This is a genomic window from Hyphomicrobium sp. 2TAF46, assembly GCF_052114865.1.
GTDB lineage: Bacteria > Pseudomonadota > Alphaproteobacteria > Rhizobiales > Hyphomicrobiaceae > Hyphomicrobium_B.
The window spans coordinates 81845-106217 of record NZ_JBFRFO010000010.1; the positions used below are offsets into that span (position 1 = coordinate 81845).

The following is a 24373-nucleotide window of genomic DNA, read 5'->3' on the forward strand; positions in this document are numbered from 1 at the left end:
GCAATTCCAGCAAAAGTGTGCAACGGTTTTGCGTCCGGAATTGCGTCAAAACAAAAGGCTAGAGCGTTTTCGCGATTCAAGGAAAAGCGGAAACGCTCTAGCGCCGCCCTAAGGGCCTTGTGGCCTGATGCAGTTTCTGCAGAACGCCGGGCAGAAGGTCTGGCAGGTCTTCGGCAATCAGCCCGATGCCGAAGGCGTCGGCGCATTCGCCATGAAGCCAGACCGCGGCAGAGGCGGCTTCAAAGGCCGGCATGCGTTGCGCAAGCAGCCCTGTGACGAAACCGGCGAGCACGTCCCCCGACCCCGCCGTCGCGAGCGTCGCCGGAGCGTTCGAATTGATCATCGCCTGCCCGTCCGGCGCTGCGATGACAGTATCCGCACCCTTGAGAATGACGACCGCGCCCGACTGCTCCGCCGCCGCGCGCGCCCGCTCGACTTTGGAGCCCGGAAGCTCGCCAAAGAGCCGTTTGAATTCGCCCTCGTGCGGGGTCATGACGACAGGCGCTCGACGCTCCTTGATTGCAGCAAAAAGCGTGGATCGCTGTGCCGGAGCCCGATCGCCGTTGCGAGCAAGAAACCCCATGCTGGCGTCAGCTCGATCACCATCGTCCTCCGGATCAGCAAACGAGGTCAACGCGTCGGCATCGAGCACGGTTGAAGCCGACGTTTTCAGAATGGCTAGGACGTCCTCTGCCGTCTCCTGACCTACAGACGCGCCTGGACCGATTAGAACCGCATTGCGGCGTTGATCGCGCAAAAATTCGGACAGTGCCTTGGCGCCCGAAACGGACCGCACCATGATCGACGTGATCTGCGTCGCAATGATCGCCGTCGCCGTCGCGTTGCCGACGAGCGTTACGACCCCGGCGCCGGACCTCAGCGCGCCGCGTGCGCCGAGCCGTGCTGCCCCGGTCTGCAACGCCGGACCCGACACGATGACCGCATGTCCACGGTCGTATTTATGACCGCCGTGCTTCGGCCAATTGAAATGCGAAACCCAAAGCGACGGTGCGTTCTCGTTCAGGCGCGGCTTCAAGGTCTCGAGCACGCTCTCAGGGATGCCGATATCGGCGACCGTTACCTCTCCGCAGAGTTCTCGTCCCGGCATGAGAAGATGGCCGGGCTTCTTGCGGAAGAACGTTACGGTTCGGCGCGCCCGGACCGCGACGCCGCGCACCTCTCCGCTTGCCCCATCGAGACCGCTTGGAACATCGACGGCAAGCACCGGGAGTCCACTGGCATTCACGGCCTCGACCAATTCGGCGGCTTCGCCCTCGAGTGGCCGCGAAAGCCCGGCTCCGAACAGAGCGTCGATCACGAGGTGCATACTTTGGAGTGCGTCAGGCGTCGCCGGGCGGATGGGCAAAGGCCAACGGCGTGCCATTTCCGCGGCATCGCCCTTGAGCGCCGATTTCTCGCCGAGAAGAAACACGCGCACATCGAAACCGACATCGCGCAAGAGCCGGGCAGCAACGAAACCGTCGCCGCCGTTGTTGCCGGGCCCACAAAGAACCGAAATGCGGGTATCGGGCCCGCGCGTCATCAGGGTCGCCACGTCTGCGACCGCTTTGCCTGCCCGCGCCATCAAGTCGAGACTGGAAACTCCCTTGGCCTCAGCTAGACGATCGGCTTCCCCCGTTTCCGCAGGCGTCAATAATTCATTCATGTCACGTTCCTGATGCGAGCCTGAAGACAAGATGGTGTCGCCGTGGCCCTGCCTGTAAATTCAGCGATCGATGGTCTGCGATCGAAATGGGCAAAGAAGTCGCCGGAAATTTATTCATCCGGCACGAATTTTAGGCTTATTAGGCGCACGGCAACGGCTTCCGAAGCCGGGACTACACGCTAAACCGCTGACATAATTGGCGTTTTTAAAGAATGCCACTGATGGCACGGCCTCTGCTAGCCTTGGGGCCACTGGGCAAGCGTGGGTTTCAAACGACATGCTGTCCACGATTCAAGGGGCGAAAATGAAAAAGATTGAAGCGATTATAAAGCCCTTCAAGCTCGATGAAGTAAAAGAAGCGCTACAAGAGATCGGCTTGCAAGGCATCACCGTTATCGAAGCTAAAGGGTTCGGCCGCCAGAAGGGTCACACCGAGCTCTATCGGGGTGCCGAATATGTGGTCGACTTCCTGCCGAAGGTGAAGATCGAGGTGGTTTTGAGCGACGACATGCTGGACAAGGCAGTCGAGTCCATCCAAAAGGCCGCGAAGACAGGCCGGATCGGCGACGGTAAGATCTTTATCTCGTCCATCGAAGACGCTATTCGCATCCGCACCGGTGAATCCGGACGAGATGCCATCTGACAAGAGAGAACTATAGAAAATCCTGACCACGCCTGACCTGGCCGTTGCTGGCCCAACGATCCGGCATGCGTGAGTTCCATCGAAACGTCTAGACAGGGGAGTGTCTATGAAAAACGCGAATGACGTCCTGAAGTATATCAAGGACAAGGAAGCCAAGTTCGTGGACTTTCGCTTCACGGACACCAAAGGCAAGATGCAGCACGTCACCGCCGACGTCAGTTGCGTCGACGAAAGCATTTTCACCGATGGTTACGCTTTCGACGGCTCTTCGATCGCCGGCTGGAAGACGATTGAGGCGTCCGACATGACGTTGATGCCGGATCCGGCAACGGCGCATATCGATCCCTTCTTCGCGCAAACGACTGTCGCGATTTTCTGCGACGTGCTCGAACCCTCGACCGGCCAGCCCTACGAACGCGATCCGCGCTCGGTCGCCAAGAAGGCCGAGGCCTACATGATGTCGCTTGGTATAGGCGACAAAGTCTACTTCGGTCCGGAAGCCGAATTCTTCATCTTCGACGATGTACGGTTCTCGACCGATATGTACTCGGTCGGCTTCGAGGTCGATTCGAGCGAACTGCCCACGAACACCGGCGCCGACGTCGAGACGGGCAACCTCGGCCATCGCCCCCGCGTGAAGGGCGGTTACTTCCCTGTTCCACCGATCGATAGCGCCCAGGATATCCGCTCCGAGATGCTTTCCGTTCTCTCGGAAATGGGCGTCGCCGTCGAAAAGCATCACCACGAAGTCGCTGCCGCTCAGCACGAGCTCGGCGTCAAGTTCGGCCCGATGATCACGATGGCCGACCACATGCAGATCTATAAGTACGTTGTGCACAACGTCGCGCAGGCCTACGGCAAGACGGCGACCTTCATGCCGAAGCCTGTCTATGGCGACAACGGCTCGGGCATGCACGTCCACCAGTCGATCTGGAAGGGCAGCACGCCGATGTTCGCCGGCGACAAGTACGCCGACCTCTCGCAGATGTGCCTTTACTACATCGGCGGCATCCTGAAGCACGCGAAGGCCATCAATGCCTTCACCAACCCGCTGACCAACTCCTACAAGCGTTTGGTTCCGGGCTTCGAAGCGCCGGTGCTGCTCGCTTACTCGGCGCGCAACCGCTCCGCATCGTGCCGCATTCCGCACGTGACGAGCCCGAAGGCGAAGCGCATCGAAATCCGCTTCCCGGATCCGGGCGCAAACCCCTATCTCGCCTTCACGGCGATGCTGATGGCCGGCCTCGATGGCATTCAGAACAAGATCGATCCGGGCCCGGCGATGGACAAGAACCTTTACGACTTGCCACCGGCCGAGCTTGCCAAGATCCCGACTGTCGCCGCTTCGCTTCGCGAAGCACTCGACAGCCTCGACAAGGATCGCGACTTCCTCAAAGCCGGCGGCGTCATGAACGACGACATGATCGACGCCTACATCGCGCTCCGCATGGAAGAAAACATGCGCTACGAGATGACGCCGCATCCCGTCGAGTACGACATGTACTACTCGGTCTGAGGATCGTCCGGGGATTTGGAATACGAAGGCGGCTCGAAAGGGCCGCCTTTTTCTTTTGGGCGATCAATAGAAAAACAGCACTCCGCCGCAAACGGCGATCAGCGCGTAATAGAAGAACTTCTGCTCGCGGACGAGAAACCACGTCACGATGCGGCGCGGAATGTCGGACCAGTTGCAGCGGCCAACCGCCCCGAGCGTCAACCCGAGCACCAGTCCGATGATCAGTGAGTTGAACTCCAAGCCGTCGGTTACCGAGCGCACGCTTGCGGGAACATGACCGGAGAACCAGGGTAGCAGCGCGAAAAACGCTGCGGCCGTCATCGCACCAAATGCGAGCACCGAGAAGAACGACAGGATGGACCGCACGATCATGGTCGATCTCGGAATAAATCCGCAACGCTGAACCTTGCGCCAGGCTAGCGTAGAGACCCGAATAAACCGTTAACCATGATCATTGTCACGCCCCGGCGCGGCCGCGCTCGATGCGGTCGAAGAAGAGCAAGGCGGCTCCGGATATGACCATCGTGACGATGACGATCGCAATAAAACCCCGAATGGCGTCATCCGTCATCGCGATCCCGGCAAAGAGCGGACCGATGAGCCCGCCGAGCTGATACATGATGATGAACCCGGCATTCGCGGCCGTGAGTTCGCTACCCGTCAGACGCTCCCCGATGATCGCGAGTCCCAGCGCGTAGAACGCCAAAATGACGCCGCCGATGAGAAACGCCGTCACCAATCCGGAGAACGGATCGACGAGCGCAAACGGCAGCACAAGAGCGAGGCCGATGAAAAAAATCACGGCGGCAAGCATCATAGCAAATCGGGAGATGAGATCTGACAGCCAGCCGATGGGGTACTGAAGCACGATCCCGCCCACGGTCGTGACGGTCAACATGGTAAGGGCCAGCTTCTCAGACCACCCCGCGGAGAGCGCCACGTTGGGGATCAACGAAAGAATGGTGATCTCGGAAAAGCCGCCAATAAAAGCGGCAACCATAGCCACCGGAGACCTGCGCATGGCCGACGCGACGTTACTCGAACGATCGTCGTGGGCCAACGGCGGGGCGAGCCGCCGTCCGAGCAAAATCGGTAATGCGGAGAGCACTGTCACAGCAGCGGCGACGATGAACGGCCAAGGCCAAATGAGTCCGAGCATCTGGAGCAAGATCGGCCCCACCGCGTAACCGGTGAAGAAGACCATGGCATAGAGTGCAATGATCCTTCCGCGCGTCTCCTCACGCGCGATGGCATTGATCCAAGTTTCCCCTGCAAGCCACGGAAAAGCGAAGCCAGCACTCATCAGAACCCGGATCGCAATCCAGGCCCAGGGCGACTGGAAAACACCGAGTGCCAGAAATCCCAGCCCGCCGATCAGAGATCCAAGCACGATCGCCGCAACCGATCCCAGTCTTGCAATGATGAGAGGCGCAATCGGAAGCGCAAGGAGAATGGCGAATGGCGGGGCCGCGCCCGCCAGGCCAATCATCCAGCTCGGTTGGCCCCAGTTCTCGAAAGTCACTGAGACAAGCGGAAAGCCCAAGCCAAAAGAAATACCGGTGCCAAACGACGTCGAGCACACGGCGGCAAGGCTCAACAGCCTTTGGCGAGACCCGAGCTGATCGATCGTCGACGACATTACTTGGACGCTCCCTCATTTCAACACCGTTGGAATAAAGCTTGACTTGGCCGCCCGCAAGAGCAAATTCCAACACTGATGAAAGCGAAACACACCCGTGGCCAAAGAGGACTTGTCGAAGCCGAACTCGTTCACGCCTCGTTATTGGAGGTGGAACGCGGCGGCTTAGAGGGATTCGGTCTTCGCTGCGCCGCGCGGGCAATTGGCTGCGACGTTGCGACATTGAGCTATCACTTCGGCTCCAAGGAGGGCTTGAAACGCGCAATCGCGGACCGGTTACAAAGTGAGGTGGCCGCCCCGAAGCCGCATTCGACATGGCAAACGCGCCTGACCGCAATGGCGAGGTCATATCGGCAAATCGCGAAACGATACCCCAACGCCTTCCCATTGTTGCTCCGTTTCTGGAGTACCGGTCCGGGCGAAATGCAAATATGCGAAGAATGGTATCGAGCCCATTTTGACGCAGGCCTGCGCGAGACCGATATCCCTGCTGTCGGATTCGCGACTTATGCAGCCATACTTGGCGTATGCGCAGGAGAGATTGGCGGCCTGCTCAACAAACCCAGCGCCGAAGCGTTAAGCGAAGTTGAAGGCCAGAGCGATCTGCCGCTCACGAAAAAGCTGCTGCCGGCATTTACGCGCCTCAGCGAGGACGAAGTTTTCGACGCCGCAATTGATATCCTTATATCGGGCATCGAATCCCAGGTCGCCAAACAGAGCTCGCGGAAGCAGAAACCGCGAGTGCGGCGGACGAAAAGCCACTGATGTTCAGGCGATAACCTCAGGCATTTACTGAGGCGAGCACATCCGACAGCGCAGAGGCGAAAATATCGAGATCCTCGTCGCGCCCGCACGAAACGCGGATGAAATGCTCCAACCCCTTCGCCACCGGCTTTCTGACGAAGACGTCCCTCTCCAAAAGGCCAGCCAACACGCGCGCCGCGAACGGGCCATCGGCGCCGCAGTCGATGGCGACGAAGCTCGCAGCCGACGGCAGCGATGAAAGGCCGTTCTTCTCGGCAATTTTGGCAATTCGGCTTCGCGATGCCGAAATCTGCGCGACGGCTTGCTTCAAGTAATCCTGATCGTGAAGCGCCTGACGCGCGCCCAGCTGCCCGACGCGATTGATGCCATAATGATTGCGAACCTTGTCGAAGGCTTCGATCGTGCTTCGCTCGCCGATGGCGTATCCAATCCGAGCACCCGCCAGTCCGTAGGCTTTCGAGAATGTCCGGTAGCGGATCACTTGCGCATTCGAAACGTCGATCGTCGGCGACGTCGCTTCCGGCGCCGTATCGCAATACGCTTCATCGAGAATGAGCAGCGTCTCGGGCGGAAGTGCCGCGATCAGCGCCGCGATATCGCTGGCCCCCCACCACGTTCCCATCGGGCTGTTGGGATTGGATACGTAGACCACCGACGCACCGATGGTTTTCGCCGTGTCTATGAGGCGCGGAACGTCTTCGCGGAACGCACGCATGGGGACGGCATGCACCTTCCCGCCGTGTGCCATAACGTGGAAATTGAAAGTCGGATACGCGCCGTCCGTCGTGACGACGTGCGTTCCCGGCGTCAGAAACAACGAGCAGGTGAGACCAAGAAGCCCGTCGATCCCCTCCCCGACGACGACGCACTCGATCGGCACGCCATGGTAGGCGGCAATCGCCGAACGCAGCTCATAACTTTCCGGATCGGCGTATTTCCAATTCTCGGCCGCAGCATCGCGCATGACTGCGACGGCAAGCGGCGAAGCTCCGAAGACGCTTTCGTTAGCTCCAAGCCGCGCACGAAAGGGCCGGCCCCGTGCACGCTCCAAGGCTTCCGGCCCCACGAAAGGCACGAGCTTCGGTAGGGCTGCAACCGTCGGCGTGAAGGGAGGACGAGACATGGATTGCTCTGGATTGAGGGTTCAATATTCAGATAAGGCCCAAGTCGGCGAGCTTCTTACGCATATCCGCCGGCATGGACGCAAGTTGATCGCTTTTGCCCTTTCCGAGATCGGGCGGCGCGTCGTCTGCATTGAGATATCGCCAGCCTTGGAAAGGCCGCCTAGGTGTCGGACGCACGGCGATGAGCGGCGGCGCGAAAAGGATAAGACAGCACGGCGTGCCATCGTCCTTGGTGCCATCTTCAAAGCCGATGAGCTGTTGACGTACGAGAATGAAGCCCTTGATGACCCAATAGAGTGAGCCGCCATCGAGCAGTTCGGTCTGTCGTTTCGGCGACTGAAATGTCCGATGATAAAGGCCGCGTTTGCCATCATGGGTCTTATACGGACGATGCTTGGTCTGCCAGGCCGCGAGTTCCTCGACCGTGTTGACGCCGACGCAGAGCTTGACGAGGTGCAATGTCATGGGCAGCGTTTTGCATCAGCACCGGCGGAACGGCAACTGTTCACGTTCAATCAGGGTTTGGCGACACAGCTTCCAGCATATTGGGCGAAAACCGGCTGGCCAAAAAGGCCGAAGTGCCGCGAATGCACCGCCGGAAACCTTCCAGTGGCCGGGTCGCGGTCGTAGATGGTCGTCAGATTGAGAAAACCCTCATTGACGACCTCGAGGAAATGATTGGCGTTGATCGCCCGCACGATTTTGAGAGTGGCGGCTGTTCGCCCGCCGAGGATAAGTGACGCCGACTGATGGTCGAGATCGATGCTGCCAATCTCAAACGCCAGGTCCGAGGGCGGAGAGGCCTGGTACTTGCCCGCTTCGTAGGTCCAAGCGTAACCTTTGTCGAAATCGCAGACGACATGCGTTGGCATGCTCTCCTGAGCAAAGGCCGGAGCGCTCAGCGAAAGCACCCCCGAAAGAGTCGCGATCAGAGTCCAAATCCGGCAGTTCGGCATTTGCAAATTCCCATCTCGCAAAGAAGTTTCTCCGACCGTCGTTCAGATCCGCCGCAAATCGTACCAGCATGACGCGACACTGCCGTCCACGCCAGCGCGGCCAATCGGTCCGTACCCGCGGTTTGCCTTCAGACTGCCGCGGATATGTTATGGGCTGCGAAGCTAACCCATTAGAGCATTTTCAAGCGAAGTGGATACCGGTTCACGTGAAGAAAATGCGACCAAAAAAAGAGACAGGGCGAGTGGCCATGCGATCAACCGTTCTATTCATCCTGCTCTGTCTGGCGACCGCTCTGCCGTCTGCCGCTTACGCAAAGAAGCCGAAACCGGAAACACCGGACGACAAGCTCAATTGCAAGCAGATTTCCGGACGGATGCAAGTGCGCATTCTGCAACTCCGCGGCTTTGACAACCAGAAGCAGGTATCGAACTTTTCCCGCAGCATACAGTCAGGCATGGCGGCAACGTTTGGCAATCAGTCGCACGGCGTCAACCCGCAAGGTCAGCACGACGCGGATATCCAGGCGCTGCAAGCCTCCAACCAACGGCTCGTCGCAATGGGCTGCAAAAGCTACGACCTCCAAAAGGAACTCAACGAAACAGACCCGCATGAAACTCCGGCGCCAACCGTTCCGGCGCCGAAAAAGAAGAAGACGCCTGCAGCAGCTTCTCCTCCAGCTCCCGCGACGACTAAACCCGTGCCCTGAGGGACGAGACGACCCCCGCCGGTTGCTGACCGGGACGACATTTGGCGATAAGCTGGCCGAATGACCGATCCCAACGCCATCCCACCGTCCATCGACCCCGCAACTGTTGTGCCTTGGCCGCCGTTGCTGTTTGCCGGCGCCATCGCGCTTGCATGGATGCTGACAGTGTTGGCGCCGCTGCCGTGGCCCGGGTTAGACGACGCTGCCGCGCACTGGCTGGGCCTGAGCTTCGGCGTACTCGGGCTTCTGCTGATCGTCTTCGGCTTCAAAAGCCTGCTCGCACGTCGAACGACAGTCCTGCCGAACAAAACCCCGAGCGTGCTCGTCACGACAGGACCTTATGTGAGGTTTCGCAACCCGATTTACCTTGGCGAAGTTCTGCTACTCCTTTATGGAGCCGAAATTACCAAATCGATCTGGTTCGTCGCGGCGGCGGCAATATTCGCCGTCCTGGTGACGGCATTGCAGATCATCCCAGAGGAACGCCACCTGGAAGCGATTTTCGGCGACGCGTATGCAGACTATAAGTCCCGCACCCGGCGCTGGATTTGATATTTCACCGCCATGAGCAGCGACCTCGCCGAAAAGGAACGTGAGTTTATAGCCGGGCTTGCCGAGGACACCGGCCGCGACCTCGCGGGCTGGATGGCCGCGATTGCCGAAACCGGCCTCAGCCAACGCAACGACATCATCGACTGGCTGCGACACCAAGGCTTCCAGTTTGCATGGGCCTCGTGGCTTGAGCGCATTCATCACAACGACGGCCGGCTCATCTATGCGAACGACGCCGACCGCGCGACCGCACCGAACCGCCGGCCATCCCCGAGAGAGCCGAGCGACGAGCCACCGGCACGGGCGCGGCCTTTCCGCGAATGGAGACCACAGCCGCCTCCCTCCCCTGCTCCAGCAACGGCGCCGGCTGCGGCCATCAGCGGCGACCCAATTCAACATCTCCTGAGCGAAGCCAAGGGCTTGCGGCCGCTCGCCGAGCATGTGCTCCGTGAAATCGGCCGCGCCGTTCCTGGAACTGAATTCGCAGCCACCGCGATCTTCGTCATGATGTCCGCGCCGAACCCCTTCGCGGCCTTACATGCAGGGCCCAAAAAACTTCGTCTCTACGCAAACTTCGGACCGGCGGGAGCCAAGCGCAGCAAACCTGCCGAACCTGCAAACAAGACCGCCCCGCCCTTCCGCGAGATGCTGCTGCTGGACGACGTCCGCGAGCTAGATGAGGATTTCCAACGCCTGATCCGCGCCGCGGCGGCGCGCTAGGATCTTCAGTATTCGTTTAGATTGCATCTACCTTGACCGGTCGGCACCATTGATTTGCCGGAATTTTCGCGCCATTGCGGGCGTGGAGGCGTCGATGTCGGCAAAGCAGGGACCTACAAGGGCGCGATATCTCGCGATTATTCTCGTTATGGCGTTGGCGGGCGGCGCAAATGCTCAGACTGCCAAACGCGACGCGATCGGCGATTGGCTGAAGAAGGTCGAAGGCAAGACGGCCGCCGACCCCGCTGCAACGGCGCTCGATCCGACAAAAAAGCCATCAAAGCCCGACGACCAGCCCCCGGCCGATATTGCCGATCCGCGCGATGGCGATCCGCAGTACGAGCGTGCCAAGGCGCTGATGACCGCTATCGATGCTGTTCTGAGGGACGCGGCATCGACGCGAGCTGGCGCAAACAAGCTTCCAAGTCGCGACGATTACGTCATTCCCCCCTTCTGGAAAGAGACGCGCGAAGACCGCAACGCCAAGGTCCGCGATCTTTTGGACTCCGCGCTTGCGATCGTCACCAATGCACCCGTCGTTGAAGTGCAAAAGCAGATCGAGGTGCTTCGCCATAACATCCGCGAGCTTGAGGACGCCAACGTCAAGCTGAAGGAGAAGCAGCTCGTTGCGCCGAAAGACGCGACTCTGCCCGGTATCCTGAATGACACCGTCGCCTCGATCGAGGACCAGATCACAGAGAACAAGAAGAGGATCGAAGCCAACCGCGCCGAAATCAAAAATCAGAAAGCCGAGATCGCTTCGGCGTTGAAAAATTCCGGCCTCGACCTCGCCCCGGAGCAAGTCGATCTGTTGCTCGACAGCGTTCTCTCCGGCGATCTCATTCGGCTCGTCGCCGTTTTCAACGCCGCGAAAATGATCGACGGTCAGTTGGCAAAACTGATCGGGACGACCGGCGATAACATGGAAGCGGCCCGGCGCTATTTCGCCATGCATGCCGCGCTGTTCGCGATGCTGGTTCAAGCGCAGGACGCGACGATCACCAAAATCGACACGCAGTACCTTCCGAAGCTCGACGCCATTATCGCCGACATAGCCGCGGCGCGGACGCGAACGGGGGATTTGATGAAAGCCGAAAACCGCCCCGACCAGCAGCGCGCTCTTGAATCCAATCGCGCGAGCCAGCAGGTGGCCGACGAGGCGGCAAAAGCCTACCGGCGTTATCTGCAGCAACAGCGCGAGCAAATCGCCGGCGCACGGATGAAGGCGACCCACGATCTGAAGATTGCCGACAACACCTACGAGACGGTCGAAGCCAGCGTTCAGCTGCGAAATTTGATTCGCGAGAGCTCGACATCGTTCGAAGCGATTCAAAAACTCGAAGCCCCGAGTTTCGATCAAATCTTCAAAAGCGATGAGTTGCGCAGGGAATTCGAGCATTTGACGCGCAAGCTCGACGTACCGGCAAGCTGAAAACCCTGTGTAACCGGCCGCCGAGGCTTCAGTTTAAGTGCCGCATCGATTATGTTCGGCTCGGACTATTACATAGTCCCATGATCAGGCATGCGATGGTATTTTCGGGGAAAATCAGAGAGAGCGCTGCGGCGACGAGAACGTTCGCGCAGCTGCGTATCGACAGGCGTGTACTGTCGACACCGGCGCGCACCATTGCGATCTCCAACATTTCAACGGTCAGCGTCGGAACGCACGTCGTGGCAAGGCCGAAGGGGCTCTTCTGGCTGATTGCCGCGTTGTTCCTTGTTATGGCGTTGGGCTCGATGCGGTCGGACTTCTCATGGGGGCCGCTGGTGCCGACAGGCGCAACCGTATTCCTCGGATTCATCGGGCTCGCGTTCGCCGGACTGGCAGTTCGCCCCGATGACAAAACGCACTATCTGCTGATCTCATCGAACGACGGGATCATCTCGCGATTTACCGCGCCCGACCGGTCCATTCTCGAAGAGGTCCGCAGCATTCTCACCGAGAAAATCAACCGCAACGACGAGTCGATGACGTTCAACGTCAACTTCGAGCGCGGTCAGATTGAAAATCTTGGCCCCTCGCACGGCGGCGGCCACCATGCGCCGAGCCAACCGCACGCCACGACAGGCGGACACTCGGCGCAACCTGGAAGTAGCGGCGGTGCGCAGGATCGAATGCCCCCGGCCGCCGCCCAAAGACCGCGTCCGGCGCCAGCGCAGCCGGAGCATTCCGGCCCCGCGCCTCGTCAATCACAGCCTCAGGCACACCAGCAGCCGCAGCCCCAACGAACTCAGCCGGCGCTTATATCCGCAATGAATGGAGCGGCCCCCCCCGTCGCAGCGTCGGATTCCTTCGTCGATTACACGGGCGTCCTTCCGGCAATCGTCGAAATGCACCGCTTCTACGCGCGCCAGACGGGTACGCAGCACTTGGAACAGCGACTGTCCGAACTCGAGTTGCTGATGCGGGCCGGAACGCCGACCTCGGCGCAGAAAGTCCGGCTGCGGGAATTATCGGGCGAAATGTCCCAGATTCTCGGTGCCTACCCGCAAGCCGTCGAACTTTTCGATCACATCAACGGCCTCGTCTGACGCCTCTCATCGCCGGTACTGAACGAACTCCGTCAGTTGACCGACGCGATCGTAAAGCTTGCGCGCGGTCGCGTTGTCATCTTGGGTCGCCCAATACGTTCGGTTCACGCCGCGCCGGTCGGCTTCGGCGTAGGTCGCTTCGATGAGCGCGCGGCCCACGCCCTGCCCACGCGCCTCGGTGGTAACGAAGAGATCCTCAAGATAGCAGTACCAAGTGAGCGACCACGTCGACCGATGGAAGACGAGAGCCGCAATCCCAAGCGCTTGCCCCTCGTCGTCGCGAGCGATCAGCGCCATCATGTTGTCCTCTTGGCCGAGGAGGCGACGCCACGTCTCAGCAATGACATCTTCGGGCACGCTCGCCTTGTAGAAGGCGATGTAATCCCGAAAAAGCCGCAACCAAGCTTGCTCGTCGCTTGCCACAATTGGCCTGACGTTGACCGTCATCCGCTGCACCTTCCCATCTAATTCCAAGTGTCTCTATGAGGCACCGCGCGCGTCATGTCAGCCACGCTTGGCCGCACCTTCAGCCTGCCGACGAGGAATCACGCCCGCAATAGCGGCTATTCAGTAACAGGCGCAATGCCGATCGCCGCTCCCTAATGCCCGTTCCTTGAACAATCATATGCTCACCCGTACAAGTCCGGCTCGGCTCTAAGGACGAAGCGAAGAGATGCGGCAGCCTTCCATTTACATCGCGGCATTGGCGTCATTGTTGGCGTTGGCGGCATACAATCCGCTTTCCGCTGAGATCGAAGCCGGCGGATCCGTTAACGTGGATGCCTGCGCTGGCGATACCACGCACCTTGGCGTGTCGCGCGTCGTCGAAATAAAATCGGATGGCGGACCCAATGTCGGCGGCGACATGCGCGGCGCCGAGCAGCTGCTGAACGATGGCGAAGTCGTCCTGACGTTCGACGATGGCCCGTTGCGGTCGGTGACGAAGCCCATTCTCAAGGCGCTCGCCGACCAATGCACCAAAGCCACTTTCTTCATGGTCGGCCAAATGGCACTGGCCGACGTCGCGATGGTGCGTGAAGTCGCGGCCGCCGGTCACACGGTCGGCACGCACACGTGGTCGCACAAAAACCTCCGCGCCGTCTCGCTGGCCAAATCTCAGCAGGAGATCGAAGCGGCGATCTCGACTGTGTCGCAAGCCAAGGGCACGCCGGTCGCCCCGCTTTTCCGCTTCCCGTATCTGAACTCGACGAAGCAGACCGAGAATTATCTCAAGGGGCGGAATATCGCGGCCATCTGGATCGACGTCGATTCAAAGGACTATCTGACGCGCAGTCCGAAAGTCGTTCAGCAACGCATCCTCGCGCAGCTCGCAACGGCGAAGAAGGGCATCATCCTGATGCACGACATCCACGCCTGGACTGCCGCGATGCTGCCCGATCTCCTGAAGGAACTTCACGACCGCGGCTTCAAGATCGTCCACTTCGTTCCTGAGGGCCATATCGAGACGATCGCCTCCTACGACGAGGCCGCCCAGAAGGCTCTTGCCGCGAAAGCAGCGAAGAAAGCCGCAAATCCGATCGCAACGCGCTCGATTGTCTGGCCGATGTCACCGGCTCCGTCGCCGTCGGCGGAGACGGACGTCGCCACCGTGACGGTGCCCGGAACCAAACACAAGCCGAACCGCTACAAGAAGATTTCGACCAAGCCCTCGATCACTGAAGGCCTATCTGGCGAAAGTTCCGAAGCTCCGGCGGCTGCAAAAAATAAAAAGGGCAGCAAGCCGAAGGAACCAGAATTGGTCTGGCCACCGTCCTTCTTCAATTGATCCGCGACAAGCCTGACGCTTAAGCCGCTCGACTGGGATTGGCCCCGGCCGGTGGAGCGCTTCCCGCTGGTGGCGGAGGTATTATCGAATTCTCTCCAATAGGTGGCACGTGAGCCGAGATCGCCTCGCGCAGCGCTTGCTCCTTCGAATGATCGAGCGAAGTTTGTAAAAGCTCGCCGCCTGTCCCCCTGATCGCCTCCAAGAGCTTGTCTTCCGTCATCTTCCTGATTTCGACGAAGAGAGCGGCGCTTCCGGGCGTCAGCTTGGACGCGAGTTTCTTCATGAAGTCGTCGTTAATGCCATAGTCGGAAAGCGCGCCGCCCAGGGCACCGGAGGCGAGCCCGACTGCCGCGCCAAGCAGCGGCATCAGAAAGATCAAGCCAACGAGCGTTCCCCAGAAGCCACCGGATATGGCGCCCGCGGCGGTCGTATTCATCAGCTGATTGAGCTTCACCCTGCCGTCTTCCCGTCTGACCGCGATCACGGCGTCGCCGATCTCGACCAGATACTCGTTTTGAAGTTGGAGCAGCTTCGTACGCATTTCCTCGGCTTTCGCCTCGTTCGGATAGACGATGACGACGAGATCGGACATGGCGGTATCTCCAGCGTTGACAGCGGGGACGATCTTGCGCCGAACGATCCAACTTCATCGCCAAGGAAATAGATCAAATTGGAGAATGTCGGCCGGGCGGTTCCCGCGTTAATCATCGCATCGGCCCCGCGATCCGATCTATTTGAGCGCCGCCGGCACGAGCCGGCCACAGCATTGCTTTCTGATTTTTAAGGCGTTGGACGGCTTCCGGAAAGATTGGCGCAGGCAAATTCGCTGCACCCCCGCGATGCGCAGCACGCGCACGACCCTCATGGATCAGGAACGATGATGATGGATGACACCACGGCAAGCCGCCCCAAATCGGTGGGCACAATCGCTTCGCATAAACGCACCCTGGCAGCCTGCGCCGCCATCATAGCGACGCTCGGCGCGACCGCCGTCTTTGCCAACACGAACAACCTCCCCGGCAAGCCGATGGTAACGCCGGTCGCCGATCTGAGCGCGACTCATCAGGACAGTCAGAGCGAGCCTGGCTTCGCCAACCTCGTTGATCGCGTGAAACCGGCCGTCGTCTCGGTGTTCGTGAAAGCGGACCAGATCGAAGATGTCGCCAGCATGTCGGATGGGCAATCGGACGGACAAGACGGAGACAACCCGTTCCAGGGCCAGCCTTTCAACTTCCGTCAATTCGGTCCGCAATCGGACAATGGCAATGGCAACGCCAAGCCTCGCCACCACCTCATGCAGGCGCAGGGCTCGGGCTTTTTCATTTCCGCGGACGGCTATTTGATTACGAACAATCACGTCGTCGACCACGCCAAGAGCGTTGAGGTCGCAATGGAGGATGGAAAACGCTATCCCGCCAAAGTGGCAGGCACCGATCCGAAAACTGACATCGCCCTCCTGAAGGTCGAAGGATCTTCCGACTTCCCGTTCGTGCGGTTCGCGTCGTCGAAGCCGCGCATTGGCGACTGGGTCGTGGCCATGGGCAACCCGTTCGGCCTCGGTGGCACCGTCACAGCCGGCATCGTATCGGCCAACGGACGCGATATCGGAGCCGGACCTTACGATGATTTCATTCAGATCGACGCTCCGATCAACAAGGGCAATTCGGGCGGTCCGACGTTCAATCAATTGGGTGAAGTCGTTGGCGTGAACACCGCGATCTTCTCTCCGTCGGGCGGCTCGGTCGGTATTGCATTCGACATTCCTGCCGAAACCGCCAAATACGTCGCCGACGAACTCAAAGCGTCAGGTCAGGTCGTTCGCGGCTGGATCGGCGTATCGATCCAGCCGGTGACTGCCGATATTGCTGACAGCCTCGGCTTGAAGGAAGCCAAAGGCGCATTGGTCGACGAGCCGCAAGTCGGCGGCCCCGCACTTGCAGCAGGGCTGAAGGCGCAGGACGTAATCGTTTCCGTAGATGGGAAGCCGATCAAGGACGGACGCGATCTCGCCCGGACGATCGCCGGCATGTCGCCGGGCAAAGCGATCAGCGTCGCAGTCATTCGCGACGGGCACTCTCGAACCTTCGATCTGAAGGTCGGCACCTATCCTGACGACAAGGCCGCCCAACATGAGCAGCCTGCCGATACCGATACGAAGCTCGGTATGACGCTGGCACCTGCCGATAGCGTGCAGGGTGCAGGGTCTAAGGGCGCCGTGGTCGTAAATGTCGATCCCGATGGCACCGCCGCCGAGAAGGGCATTCAGCAGGGCGACATCATTCTGTCGGTCGGAGGCAAATCCGTCTCGGGCCCGCAGGACATAACCAAGGCGCTGCGAGAGGCCAAGAAGCAGAGTAAACGCGCGGTCCTGATGCAGCTGAAGACCGCCAACGGCGATCGCTACGTCGCGATCCCGACTGCTTAAAAGCGGCGGCGTCTAGATTATCGCGAAAAAAAGGAGCCGCCCGTCAATAGCTGACGGACGGCTCCGAAAATCTGAGCCTTGCTCAAGTACGTAAGCACTTGAAAATACAATGGTGCGGTTGAAAGGACTCGAACCTTCACGCCGTTTCCAGCGCTACCACCTCAAGGTAGTGCGTCTACCAATTCCGCCACAACCGCAGTTCCGACCCGTAGGATCTGGAAATCGCGAAAGGGCGTTTGGCGCTGCCCAAATCCGCGAAGACGCCGACGTAACAGAGCGTTCTCACAAACGCAAGCGGCAGTTTGCCAGGGGCCCATCGAACCTTTTGGCCCGGACTCACTCTATATATTGAGGTGATCGCTATTACCGGGCTCCGGATCGCCGGAATCCCGCTTGAATCAGCCGATTTTGAGGTTCGACGCCCTTCGAGAACCAGTCAGATTAACGCCGATGCCATCCAAATTATCGATTGCAAACTCTTCTGCCGCCGTCGATTGGATCGTCAGCAATGGCTATGTCGAATACGACCGCGCCCTCGCCGTTATGGCGCGCCGGACAATGGCAATTCGCGAAGGCCGGGCGAAGGAACTGGTCTGGCTGCTGGAGCATCCGCCGCTATACACGGCCGGCACTGGTGCGAAGGAGCAGGATCTTCTGAACCCCCGCTCACTCCCCGTTTATCACACCAACCGCGGCGGCCAGTTCACCTATCACGGTCCGGGTCAGCGCGTGGTGTACATCATGCTCGACCTCGAAACCCGCGGCCGCGATATCCGTGGCCTCATCACCCTCCTCGAGAAGTGGCTGATCGAAACCCTCGCCGAATTCAATGTCGTTGGCGAAACGCGGCACGACCGCGTCGGCATCTGGATCAGACGGCCGTCAAAGGGTGAAGCGGTCGAGGACAAGATCGCCGCGATCGGTCTTCGCGTCAGCCGATGGGTGACCAGCCACGGCATAGCCCTGAACGTCGACCCCGATCTTTCTCAGTTCGACGGAATCGTCCCGTGCGGCATCCGCGATCATGGCGTGACAAGCTTGGCCGGCCTCGGCTTGCCGGTGACGCTCTACGACGTAGACGTGGCGCTGCGCAGAAGTTTTCAACAGATTTTCGGGCCGACGAGGCTCATCGAGAGCGATGGCCTCGATATTTAGGCCGAAAACGGACGATCGGCACGTCAACGTTCAGGCCGCAAAAAGAAAAAGGCGCCTGCGTCCGAGGGGGACACAAGCGCCAAACAGGCGATGCCGCAACCTTTTCTCTACCTTATTTTCCCCTCTCCCTCTTTCGAGGCGCTGCCAGCGGGCGGCGCGAGCCCCTTTTCGGAAGAATCGTAGTAGAGAAATCCCCCTTCGACCGAGACGCTTTCCGAACCATCGAGTTCGTACTCGTCGTTCACATTGTCGTTGAGGCGGACGATGCAGCTCTTCTGACAGACCCCGCCAATCACCTTATCTACTGGCAGAACCGCGTCTTGATGGGACGAGCCCTGGGTGATGGTGAGCTTGACCTCATTATCACCTCGGTTGGCAATCGTGGCTGCGGAAGCAGCCGAGGTCATAAGAAGAACTGCGATCATGCGAACCGTAAGAGCCAGAAGGTCAAAACGGCCGCTCCTGCGATCGCGGCAGAAATCCATTACTTCTTCTTCTTAGCTGCCTTCTTGGCAGGAGCCTTCTTGGCGGCTTTCTTTGCAGCTTTAGCCATTTTAAATCGTCCTTCCGTTTGGATCGTTGACAGACGCACGTCTGTCGACCCGACTCGAGTCAGGTCGCATTGACATTGATTAGATTCAAGACAATGCACAAACGAAATTTGGCGTTTGGTGATATCGGAAATTTCGATAGATGAGTTTTCCACGCATCCGATGAGGATCCCACGCGATGGACGTCAATCTCGCTCGTACCTTCCTCGTCGTCGCCGAGACCGGAAGCTTCGTCGATACCGCACGCAAGCTGAACATTACCCAATCAACCGTCTCCGCACGCATCAAAGGCCTGGAAGATCTGCTCGGACGGCCACTCTTCACGCGCTCCAAGTCTGGCGCCGAGCTCACGGGCGCCGGCGAACTCTTTCAGAAGCATGCGCTCGCGATGGTCCGCGTTTGGCAACAAGCGCAGCTACAGGTCTCGCTTGCCGATCAGCATCCTGAGCACATTTCCGTCGGCGCTCCATTGAGCCTTTGGGGCGGATTCCTGTTGAAATGGGCCGCAGGATTGCGAGTCCAGATCCCCGGCATCGCGGTTTCCGCGACCGCGGGTGCCTCAGCCATGTTGAGCCAACGCCTCATTGAAGGAACGCTCGATCTCGCAATCATGTACCGCCCGTCGCCCCCTCCGGGCCTGACGATCGAACATTTGTTCGACGAGGAGTTCGTATTGGTCTCGTCGTCGAGAGCGGCGGCGCGGCGAGGCGTTAACGACTATCTGCTCGTCGATTGGGGAACGGATTTCTTGCAGGATCACGCCGCGGCATTTCCCGAGCACGCAAATCCCGCGATCAGTCTCGACCTCGGACCGATGGGCCTGGACTATCTGCTGGCAAACGAATGCTCGGGATATTTTCCGGCGCGAATGGTGCGCAAATTGATCGCGCGCGGCCGGGTCAGAGAGCCCAAACGGGCGCGAAAATTCACTTATCCGGTATATATGGTCTATCCGGAAACCCGGAACGAAGAGGCCTATGAGCCTATTCTGCGAGGTTTGAGGCGGGCGGCCGCCAAGCTCGGCTAATGGTCCGGCCGCCCTACTTCACAGATTGTTTCTATTCCTGACGCCGGACCTGGCTCAGGTGAACGCGCTCAAACGAACTCGAGAATCACCGCATCGACAGCGAGGCTGTCGCCGGGTTGCGCGGCAACCTTCTTCACCTTGCCGTCGCGCTCGGCCTTCAAGATGTTCTCCATCTTCATGGCCTCGACGATTGCCAGATTGTCCCCGGCCTTGACTTCCTGGCCCTCGACGACGTTCACCGCCTTGACCAATCCCGGCATCGGGCACAGCAGGAACTTCGACATGTCGGCCGCAACCTTGACCGGCATCAGCGCGGCAAGTTCGGCCTCGCGCTGCGTATAGACGTAGGTCGGCGCCTGGATGCCGCGATAGGAAAGGGTCATCCCGTTGGAAATCGGGCGGACCTGAACCGCAACCTCGGTCCCATCGACCTCACCGAACCAAACCGGCTCGCCCGGCCACCACTCGGATGTGATCTCCATGGTCTTCGTCGGCTGACCATCGCCGCCGAGGATTGATACATAATAAGGCCCGGGAATGGCGCCGAGGACTTCGAGCTCAACCGTCGCCGAGCCGATTTTTACAACGCGGCGCTTGGCGAAGCGGATCGAATGCCCCGACATCTGGTCCGTGATATCGCGGCGGCGCGAATTGCCGAGGTGATCGATGGTGCCCGCCACTGCGGCGAGCGTGATCAGATCCTTGCCCTCGGGAGCCCGAGGCGCGAACCCTTCGGGATACTCTTCTTTGATGAAACCCGTCGAAATCTTGCCGGAACGCCAGCGCGGGTGCTGCATCATCGCTGAGACGAAGGGCACGTTATGCTGGATGCCGTCGATGTAAAAGGCGTCGAGCGCATCCGATTGGGCGTCGATCGCCGCTTCCCGCGTGGGTGCATGCGTGACGAGCTTGGCGATCATCGGATCGTAGTACATCGAGATCTCGCCACCTTCGAAGACGCCGGTGTCGTTCCGGACCGTGACGCCTCCCTTGGTCGCCTCTGCAGGCGGCCGGTATTTGACCAGGCGGCCGATCGAAGGCAGGAAGTTCCGGAACGGATCTTCAGCGTAGACCCGGCTCTCGACTGCCCACCCGTTGAGCTTGATGTCGGACTGCTTGAACGGCAGTTTCTCGCCCGCCGCGACGCGGATCATCTGCTCGACGAGGTCAACGCCCGTCACAAGTTCCGTCACCGGATGCTCGACCTGGAGACGTGTGTTCATTTCAAGAAAATAGAAGGAGCGGTCCTGGCCGGCGACGAACTCGACGGTGCCTGCGCTATCGTAACCGACGGCCTTCGACAGGGCGACGGCCTGCTCGCCCATCGCCTTGCGGGTCTTCTCGTCGAGCAACGGCGACGGAGCTTCCTCGAGAACCTTCTGGTTCCGGCGCTGAATGGAGCATTCGCGCTCGCCGAGATAGACCACATTGCCGTGCTTATCGCCGAGCACCTGAATTTCGATGTGGCGGGGATTCTCGATGAACTTTTCGACGAAGCAGCGATCGTCCCCGAAGGACGATTTGGCTTCCGAACGGGCAAGCTCGAAACCTTCCGCAGCCTCTTTCGCGTCATAGGCGATGCGCATGCCCTTGCCGCCGCCACCTGCGGAGGCCTTGATCATCACCGGATAGCCGATCTCGTTGGCGATCTGGACCGCATGCTTCGCGTCCTTGATCTCGCCCATGTAGCCGGGAACGGTCGAAACCTTGGCGGCAGCCGCCGCCTTCTTGCTTTCGATCTTGTCGCCCATCGCGGCGATGGCTTTGGAGTTGGGGCCGATGAAGACGATGCCGGCCTTCTGCAGCGCAATCGGAAACGCCTCGCGCTCCGACAGAAACCCATAGCCCGGATGAACCGCCTCGGCGCCCGTCGCCTTGCAGGCCTCGATAATCTTATCCATCAGGAGGTAGGACTGCGCCGCAGGTGCAGGACCGATGTGAATGGCTTCATCCGCCATTTCAACATGGAGGGCGTCCCGGTCAGCGTCCGAATAGACCGCAACCGTCTTGATGCCCATTTTGCGCGCCGACTTTATTACGCGGCAGGCAATCTCACCGCGGTTTGCAATCAGAATTTTCTTGAACATCGGCCGGTCCCGGTCCTTCCCGTAAGCACTTTCAAGTGCCTCAGCTTGTCGCAAGGCAAGACGCCGTTCTAGAGCCTGTGGAAGGCGTCGTAAACACGCCTCGAGATGGGCCGGCGCCGCGAACTGTGCGATCCGCTGCCGCACAGCTGAAGATCGCCGGAGGCCGTCTTTACCGGCCCGATCGAGGGTCAATCGGGCCGAAATCCCTTAACGCGTCAGGCAGCGTCGCCAAGCCGGCAGACCGCCTCGGTAAGAACAGGGTGAATCCGGGGGCTTTCCCGATTCAAATACGAGACGAGTGCCTTCTCGCTCGGGCTCATACGGCCGTTGCGGCCAAGGCGGCTGACGAGCCAAGTCGCGTCAGCTTCGGTAATTTCCTCGTGCGTGATGATCTCGATGCGCTGATGCTCGAGCCGGGCCAACGCGCGCTCCTCGGCCGTTTGATCGAGGTAAGCGTCCTGTACCGATGCCAAGTTCGCTTGCACCATCGAAAGAAGAGCAGCGAGCATCGACGTCTCCTCTCCCGGATTGTCGAGCGTCGCTTCCTGCCGCAATGCCTGTTCGCGCGAGGGAACCGCATAGCCCGACGCCGCCATCATGACGTTGGCGATGGCCTTTACGAAAAGATCGGTCCACGCCGGATTGGGCGCACCGCCCGAAATCGCTTCGTCGATATCGAAGAGAACGTCGGCCTCGGCCCGCGTCACGGCAACGGCCCCGTCGCCTGCGAAGGCATAGAGCATGCGCCGAATAAGATCGACCTCTGCTTCGCTGATGCTACCGGCCGGTAGGGCTTTGCCCTTGCGCAGCGGTCCGGCGCCTTCGATCACCGCGTGCTTCACCTGCTCAAGCGCGAATTTGACGAGGCTGACGGGAGCCCAGCGCGCCTTATCGAGAACATTGACGATGAGCTCGAGTTCGGTCTTCCGATCGATCTTTCCGTCTTTCGAAACGCGATCAATCAGCCAATTCGAGTTGTCGGCCGTGATGTAGCCCCGGGGCGCTTCCTGAAAGACGATATAGTCGGTGATGGCCTCGACGAGGAACTCAGGCCACTCGGGATTATACACCACGCAAGCGTCATTCAACGTGAAGAGCAGATTGGCTTCATCGGAGGAGAGAATCCCGTCCTCGTAGTAGACACGGCGAAAATGCACAATATCGATCAGATCGATCGTTCTGCGCTTCAAAATATCGTCTATCGGCAGCGACCGAAGCCCACTCATCGAATGCCTCACACCCAGGCTAGCAATGCCCGAAAGGTAAAGCCGCGATGTTTAATTGGACCTTAAGAGGCGCGCGAAAATTGAACACGCAAAAGGCCGCGAGGCGAATTGTGGCTGCGCCGTCACAGACCTGAGAAACGTCGGGGGGCCGCAGCTCCCCGCTGCGACCCCCGTAACCCCCCGCCGTGCTCCCGCGTGCGCGACGGGTAAGTTTCAATGGAGTTATCTACACCTCAGAATGAACGGTTGCTGAAAGCCTGTCCGGTCCGCGCTAATGCCTTCAATCTTCCCAGCGCAACACGGCGAACGTGGATGTGGAGCGGACACAATAAAGCCCGTCCGGAAGGGGGAATTTCCGAACGGGCAGATCGGCTGAGTGCGATATCGGACGCACGCGGCCGAATGAAAAGTACCGGCGGGAAAAGCTTCCATGGCCGGAGTACAATCGGTTATCGCCGAAGCGTGATCCCGCAATCACGACAGGCAGATGTTAAAGGAACGGACGCTGCCTCCAATTCCGTCGCGAACGCGCTGCGCAAATGCGAGAAAGCAGGTGAACTGAACGTCAGGCCGCGAGCTGCGCCAGCAGCCGGGCGCGAGATTGCGGAAGTGATTGGCCGCGCGGAAGCAAAAGATGCTTCTCGATGAAATGTCCCGTCAGCACGAACCCGAGATTGACGTCCTGCACCGTCACCGGTCCCGACCGCTGCTTCGTCAGGAACTGAGGCAGCGCCAACAGTTTATCGCGATAGGGCTCGCCGGCTGAGGCGGAGACGGCTCGGCCCGACTTCGGCGAAACGTAGATGAGCTGGTCGTTGCTGCCGGTTGCGGCGCATTGGCTGAGGTCGAGACCGAATCCCAACTCGTCGAGCAGGGCCATCTCCCACCGGACGAGAAGCGCCGGCCAAACCGTCAAATCATTGAGAAAGCCGAGAACGAAAAGCGTAATTTCATAAAGATTGGGATGGGGATCGCGTTCAGGCAGCAGCCGCGTAAGTGCCGTGATCGAAGAAAGCGCCATGAGCGCCTGCGCATCGTCGAGCGTCTCGGCGGCGAATGCACGCCGCATTTCGAGGCTCATGGTACCGAGCTGGTCCGCGAGACGCGCCTTCCATTCCGCATCGACATGATTGCCGAGCTGCAGAATGGGCCTGAGGCGCCGCGAACGCCCACCATGCACAAGCCCCATGTGCCGGCCATGCGCTCTCGTCCATAGATCGACGATCGCCGCAGTCTCGCCGTGGGGCTTTACCGAAAGAATGATGCCTTCATCGGACCATTGCATATGGCTGAATA

Annotated in this window: 24 protein-coding genes and 1 tRNA gene; 12 read left to right on the forward strand and 13 right to left on the reverse strand. The window is 59.7% G+C overall.

The features are described from left to right. Positions 1 to 97: 97 nt before the first annotated feature. On the reverse strand, positions 98 to 1666 hold the full coding sequence (locus AB4Z24_RS19435) for an NAD(P)H-hydrate dehydratase (RefSeq protein ID WP_441710810.1): 1569 nt from the start codon (positions 1664 to 1666) through the stop codon (positions 98 to 100). A gap of 304 nt (positions 1667 to 1970) precedes the next feature. Between AB4Z24_RS19435 and AB4Z24_RS19440 the strand changes: the two genes are divergently transcribed. Continuing rightward, positions 1971 to 2309, forward strand: coding sequence for a P-II family nitrogen regulator (locus tag AB4Z24_RS19440; protein WP_045838054.1), 339 nt, complete (start codon positions 1971 to 1973; stop codon positions 2307 to 2309). A gap of 106 nt (positions 2310 to 2415) precedes the next feature. Next, entirely contained in the window at positions 2416 to 3825 is a 1410-nt protein-coding gene (gene glnA / locus AB4Z24_RS19445; RefSeq protein ID WP_290992549.1) for a type I glutamate--ammonia ligase, read from the forward strand. A gap of 63 nt (positions 3826 to 3888) precedes the next feature. On the opposite strand, the gene AB4Z24_RS19450 is transcribed toward glnA, so the two are convergent. Together AB4Z24_RS19450 and AB4Z24_RS19455 are read right to left on the reverse strand one after the other, a co-directional pair. Further along, complete coding sequence (locus AB4Z24_RS19450; protein WP_441710812.1) at positions 3889 to 4197, reverse strand: hypothetical protein; 309 nt, start codon at positions 4195 to 4197, stop codon at positions 3889 to 3891. Positions 4198 to 4282: 85 nt separating this feature from the next. After that, positions 4283 to 5464, reverse strand: a complete 1182-nt coding sequence (locus AB4Z24_RS19455) for an MFS transporter (protein ID WP_441710813.1) — start codon at positions 5462 to 5464, stop codon at positions 4283 to 4285. A gap of 78 nt (positions 5465 to 5542) precedes the next feature. On the opposite strand from AB4Z24_RS19455, the gene AB4Z24_RS19460 reads away from it, so the two are divergent. Then, the gene (locus AB4Z24_RS19460; protein WP_441710815.1) at positions 5543 to 6229 is read left to right on the forward strand and encodes a TetR/AcrR family transcriptional regulator C-terminal domain-containing protein; all 687 of its coding nucleotides are present in this window, start codon (positions 5543 to 5545) and stop codon (positions 6227 to 6229) included. Positions 6230 to 6245: 16 nt separating this feature from the next. On the opposite strand, the gene AB4Z24_RS19465 is transcribed toward AB4Z24_RS19460, so the two are convergent. From AB4Z24_RS19465 to AB4Z24_RS19475, 3 genes are read right to left on the reverse strand one after another with little or no spacing between them, the layout of a single operon-like run. Next, positions 6246 to 7352, reverse strand: coding sequence for a pyridoxal phosphate-dependent aminotransferase (locus AB4Z24_RS19465; RefSeq protein ID WP_441710817.1), 1107 nt, complete (start codon positions 7350 to 7352; stop codon positions 6246 to 6248). 28 nt (positions 7353 to 7380) lie between these two features. Beyond that, complete coding sequence (locus AB4Z24_RS19470) at positions 7381 to 7818, reverse strand: DUF1489 family protein (protein ID WP_441710819.1); 438 nt, start codon at positions 7816 to 7818, stop codon at positions 7381 to 7383. A gap of 50 nt (positions 7819 to 7868) precedes the next feature. After that, positions 7869 to 8225 (reverse strand): hypothetical protein, encoded by a 357-nt coding sequence (locus AB4Z24_RS19475; RefSeq protein WP_441710820.1) that lies wholly within the window; start codon positions 8223 to 8225, stop codon positions 7869 to 7871. A gap of 233 nt (positions 8226 to 8458) precedes the next feature. On the opposite strand from AB4Z24_RS19475, the gene AB4Z24_RS19480 reads away from it, so the two are divergent. The 5 genes from AB4Z24_RS19480 (at position 8459) to AB4Z24_RS19500 (ending at position 12820) form a co-directional block, all read left to right on the forward strand. After that, positions 8459 to 9016 carry a hypothetical protein gene (locus AB4Z24_RS19480; RefSeq protein ID WP_441710822.1) on the forward strand — a complete coding sequence of 186 codons (558 nt, stop codon included), beginning with the start codon at positions 8459 to 8461 and terminating at the stop codon, positions 9014 to 9016. Positions 9017 to 9076: 60 nt separating this feature from the next. Beyond that, positions 9077 to 9568 (forward strand): methyltransferase family protein, encoded by a 492-nt coding sequence (locus AB4Z24_RS19485; RefSeq protein WP_441710824.1) that lies wholly within the window; start codon positions 9077 to 9079, stop codon positions 9566 to 9568. Between the two features lie 12 nt (positions 9569 to 9580). Further along, positions 9581 to 10288, forward strand: a complete 708-nt coding sequence (locus tag AB4Z24_RS19490; RefSeq protein WP_441710825.1) for a hypothetical protein — start codon at positions 9581 to 9583, stop codon at positions 10286 to 10288. A gap of 94 nt (positions 10289 to 10382) precedes the next feature. Beyond that, positions 10383 to 11720, forward strand: coding sequence for a hypothetical protein (locus tag AB4Z24_RS19495; protein ID WP_441710827.1), 1338 nt, complete (start codon positions 10383 to 10385; stop codon positions 11718 to 11720). An 80-nt stretch (positions 11721 to 11800) separates the two neighbouring features. Next, positions 11801 to 12820 (forward strand): DUF6232 family protein, encoded by a 1020-nt coding sequence (locus tag AB4Z24_RS19500; RefSeq protein WP_441710829.1) that lies wholly within the window; start codon positions 11801 to 11803, stop codon positions 12818 to 12820. Positions 12821 to 12826: 6 nt separating this feature from the next. Here the strand turns inward: AB4Z24_RS19500 and AB4Z24_RS19505 are convergent, their stop codons facing one another. Continuing rightward, on the reverse strand, positions 12827 to 13267 hold the full coding sequence (locus AB4Z24_RS19505; RefSeq protein WP_441710831.1) for a GNAT family N-acetyltransferase: 441 nt from the start codon (positions 13265 to 13267) through the stop codon (positions 12827 to 12829). 226 nt (positions 13268 to 13493) lie between these two features. Between AB4Z24_RS19505 and AB4Z24_RS19510 the strand changes: the two genes are divergently transcribed. Next, entirely contained in the window at positions 13494 to 14606 is a 1113-nt protein-coding gene (locus AB4Z24_RS19510) for a polysaccharide deacetylase family protein (RefSeq protein WP_441710833.1), read from the forward strand. A gap of 19 nt (positions 14607 to 14625) precedes the next feature. On the opposite strand, the gene AB4Z24_RS19515 is transcribed toward AB4Z24_RS19510, so the two are convergent. Further along, positions 14626 to 15198 (reverse strand): DUF1269 domain-containing protein, encoded by a 573-nt coding sequence (locus AB4Z24_RS19515; RefSeq protein WP_441710834.1) that lies wholly within the window; start codon positions 15196 to 15198, stop codon positions 14626 to 14628. Between the two features lie 291 nt (positions 15199 to 15489). On the opposite strand from AB4Z24_RS19515, the gene AB4Z24_RS19520 reads away from it, so the two are divergent. Further along, the gene (locus tag AB4Z24_RS19520) at positions 15490 to 17031 is read left to right on the forward strand and encodes a Do family serine endopeptidase (RefSeq protein ID WP_441710836.1); all 1542 of its coding nucleotides are present in this window, start codon (positions 15490 to 15492) and stop codon (positions 17029 to 17031) included. Positions 17032 to 17141: 110 nt separating this feature from the next. On the opposite strand, the gene AB4Z24_RS19525 is transcribed toward AB4Z24_RS19520, so the two are convergent. After that, positions 17142 to 17228, reverse strand: a tRNA-Leu gene (locus AB4Z24_RS19525). Between the two features lie 253 nt (positions 17229 to 17481). Between AB4Z24_RS19525 and lipB the strand changes: the two genes are divergently transcribed. Continuing rightward, positions 17482 to 18186, forward strand: coding sequence for a lipoyl(octanoyl) transferase LipB (gene lipB, locus AB4Z24_RS19530; protein ID WP_441710838.1), 705 nt, complete (start codon positions 17482 to 17484; stop codon positions 18184 to 18186). Between the two features lie 107 nt (positions 18187 to 18293). Here lipB and AB4Z24_RS19535 read toward each other — a convergent pair whose 3' ends face one another. Continuing rightward, a complete protein-coding gene (locus AB4Z24_RS19535; RefSeq protein WP_441710840.1) occupies positions 18294 to 18671 on the reverse strand; it encodes a hypothetical protein in 378 nt (125 codons plus the stop codon). Between the two features lie 244 nt (positions 18672 to 18915). Between AB4Z24_RS19535 and AB4Z24_RS19540 the strand changes: the two genes are divergently transcribed. Further along, positions 18916 to 19764, forward strand: coding sequence for a LysR family transcriptional regulator (locus tag AB4Z24_RS19540; RefSeq protein WP_441710842.1), 849 nt, complete (start codon positions 18916 to 18918; stop codon positions 19762 to 19764). Between the two features lie 68 nt (positions 19765 to 19832). On the opposite strand, the gene AB4Z24_RS19545 is transcribed toward AB4Z24_RS19540, so the two are convergent. The 3 genes from AB4Z24_RS19545 to recO all read right to left on the reverse strand — a co-directional run bounded on the left by AB4Z24_RS19545 (position 19833) and on the right by recO (position 24362). Beyond that, entirely contained in the window at positions 19833 to 21851 is a 2019-nt protein-coding gene (locus AB4Z24_RS19545) for an acetyl-CoA carboxylase biotin carboxylase subunit (RefSeq protein WP_441710843.1), read from the reverse strand. A 215-nt stretch (positions 21852 to 22066) separates the two neighbouring features. After that, positions 22067 to 23077 (reverse strand): hypothetical protein, encoded by a 1011-nt coding sequence (locus AB4Z24_RS19550; RefSeq protein WP_441710845.1) that lies wholly within the window; start codon positions 23075 to 23077, stop codon positions 22067 to 22069. A 565-nt stretch (positions 23078 to 23642) separates the two neighbouring features. Continuing rightward, positions 23643 to 24362: a DNA repair protein RecO gene (gene recO, locus AB4Z24_RS19555; RefSeq protein ID WP_441710847.1), complete on the reverse strand. Its 720-nt coding sequence runs from the start codon at positions 24360 to 24362 to the stop codon at positions 23643 to 23645. Positions 24363 to 24373 lie beyond the last annotated feature (11 nt).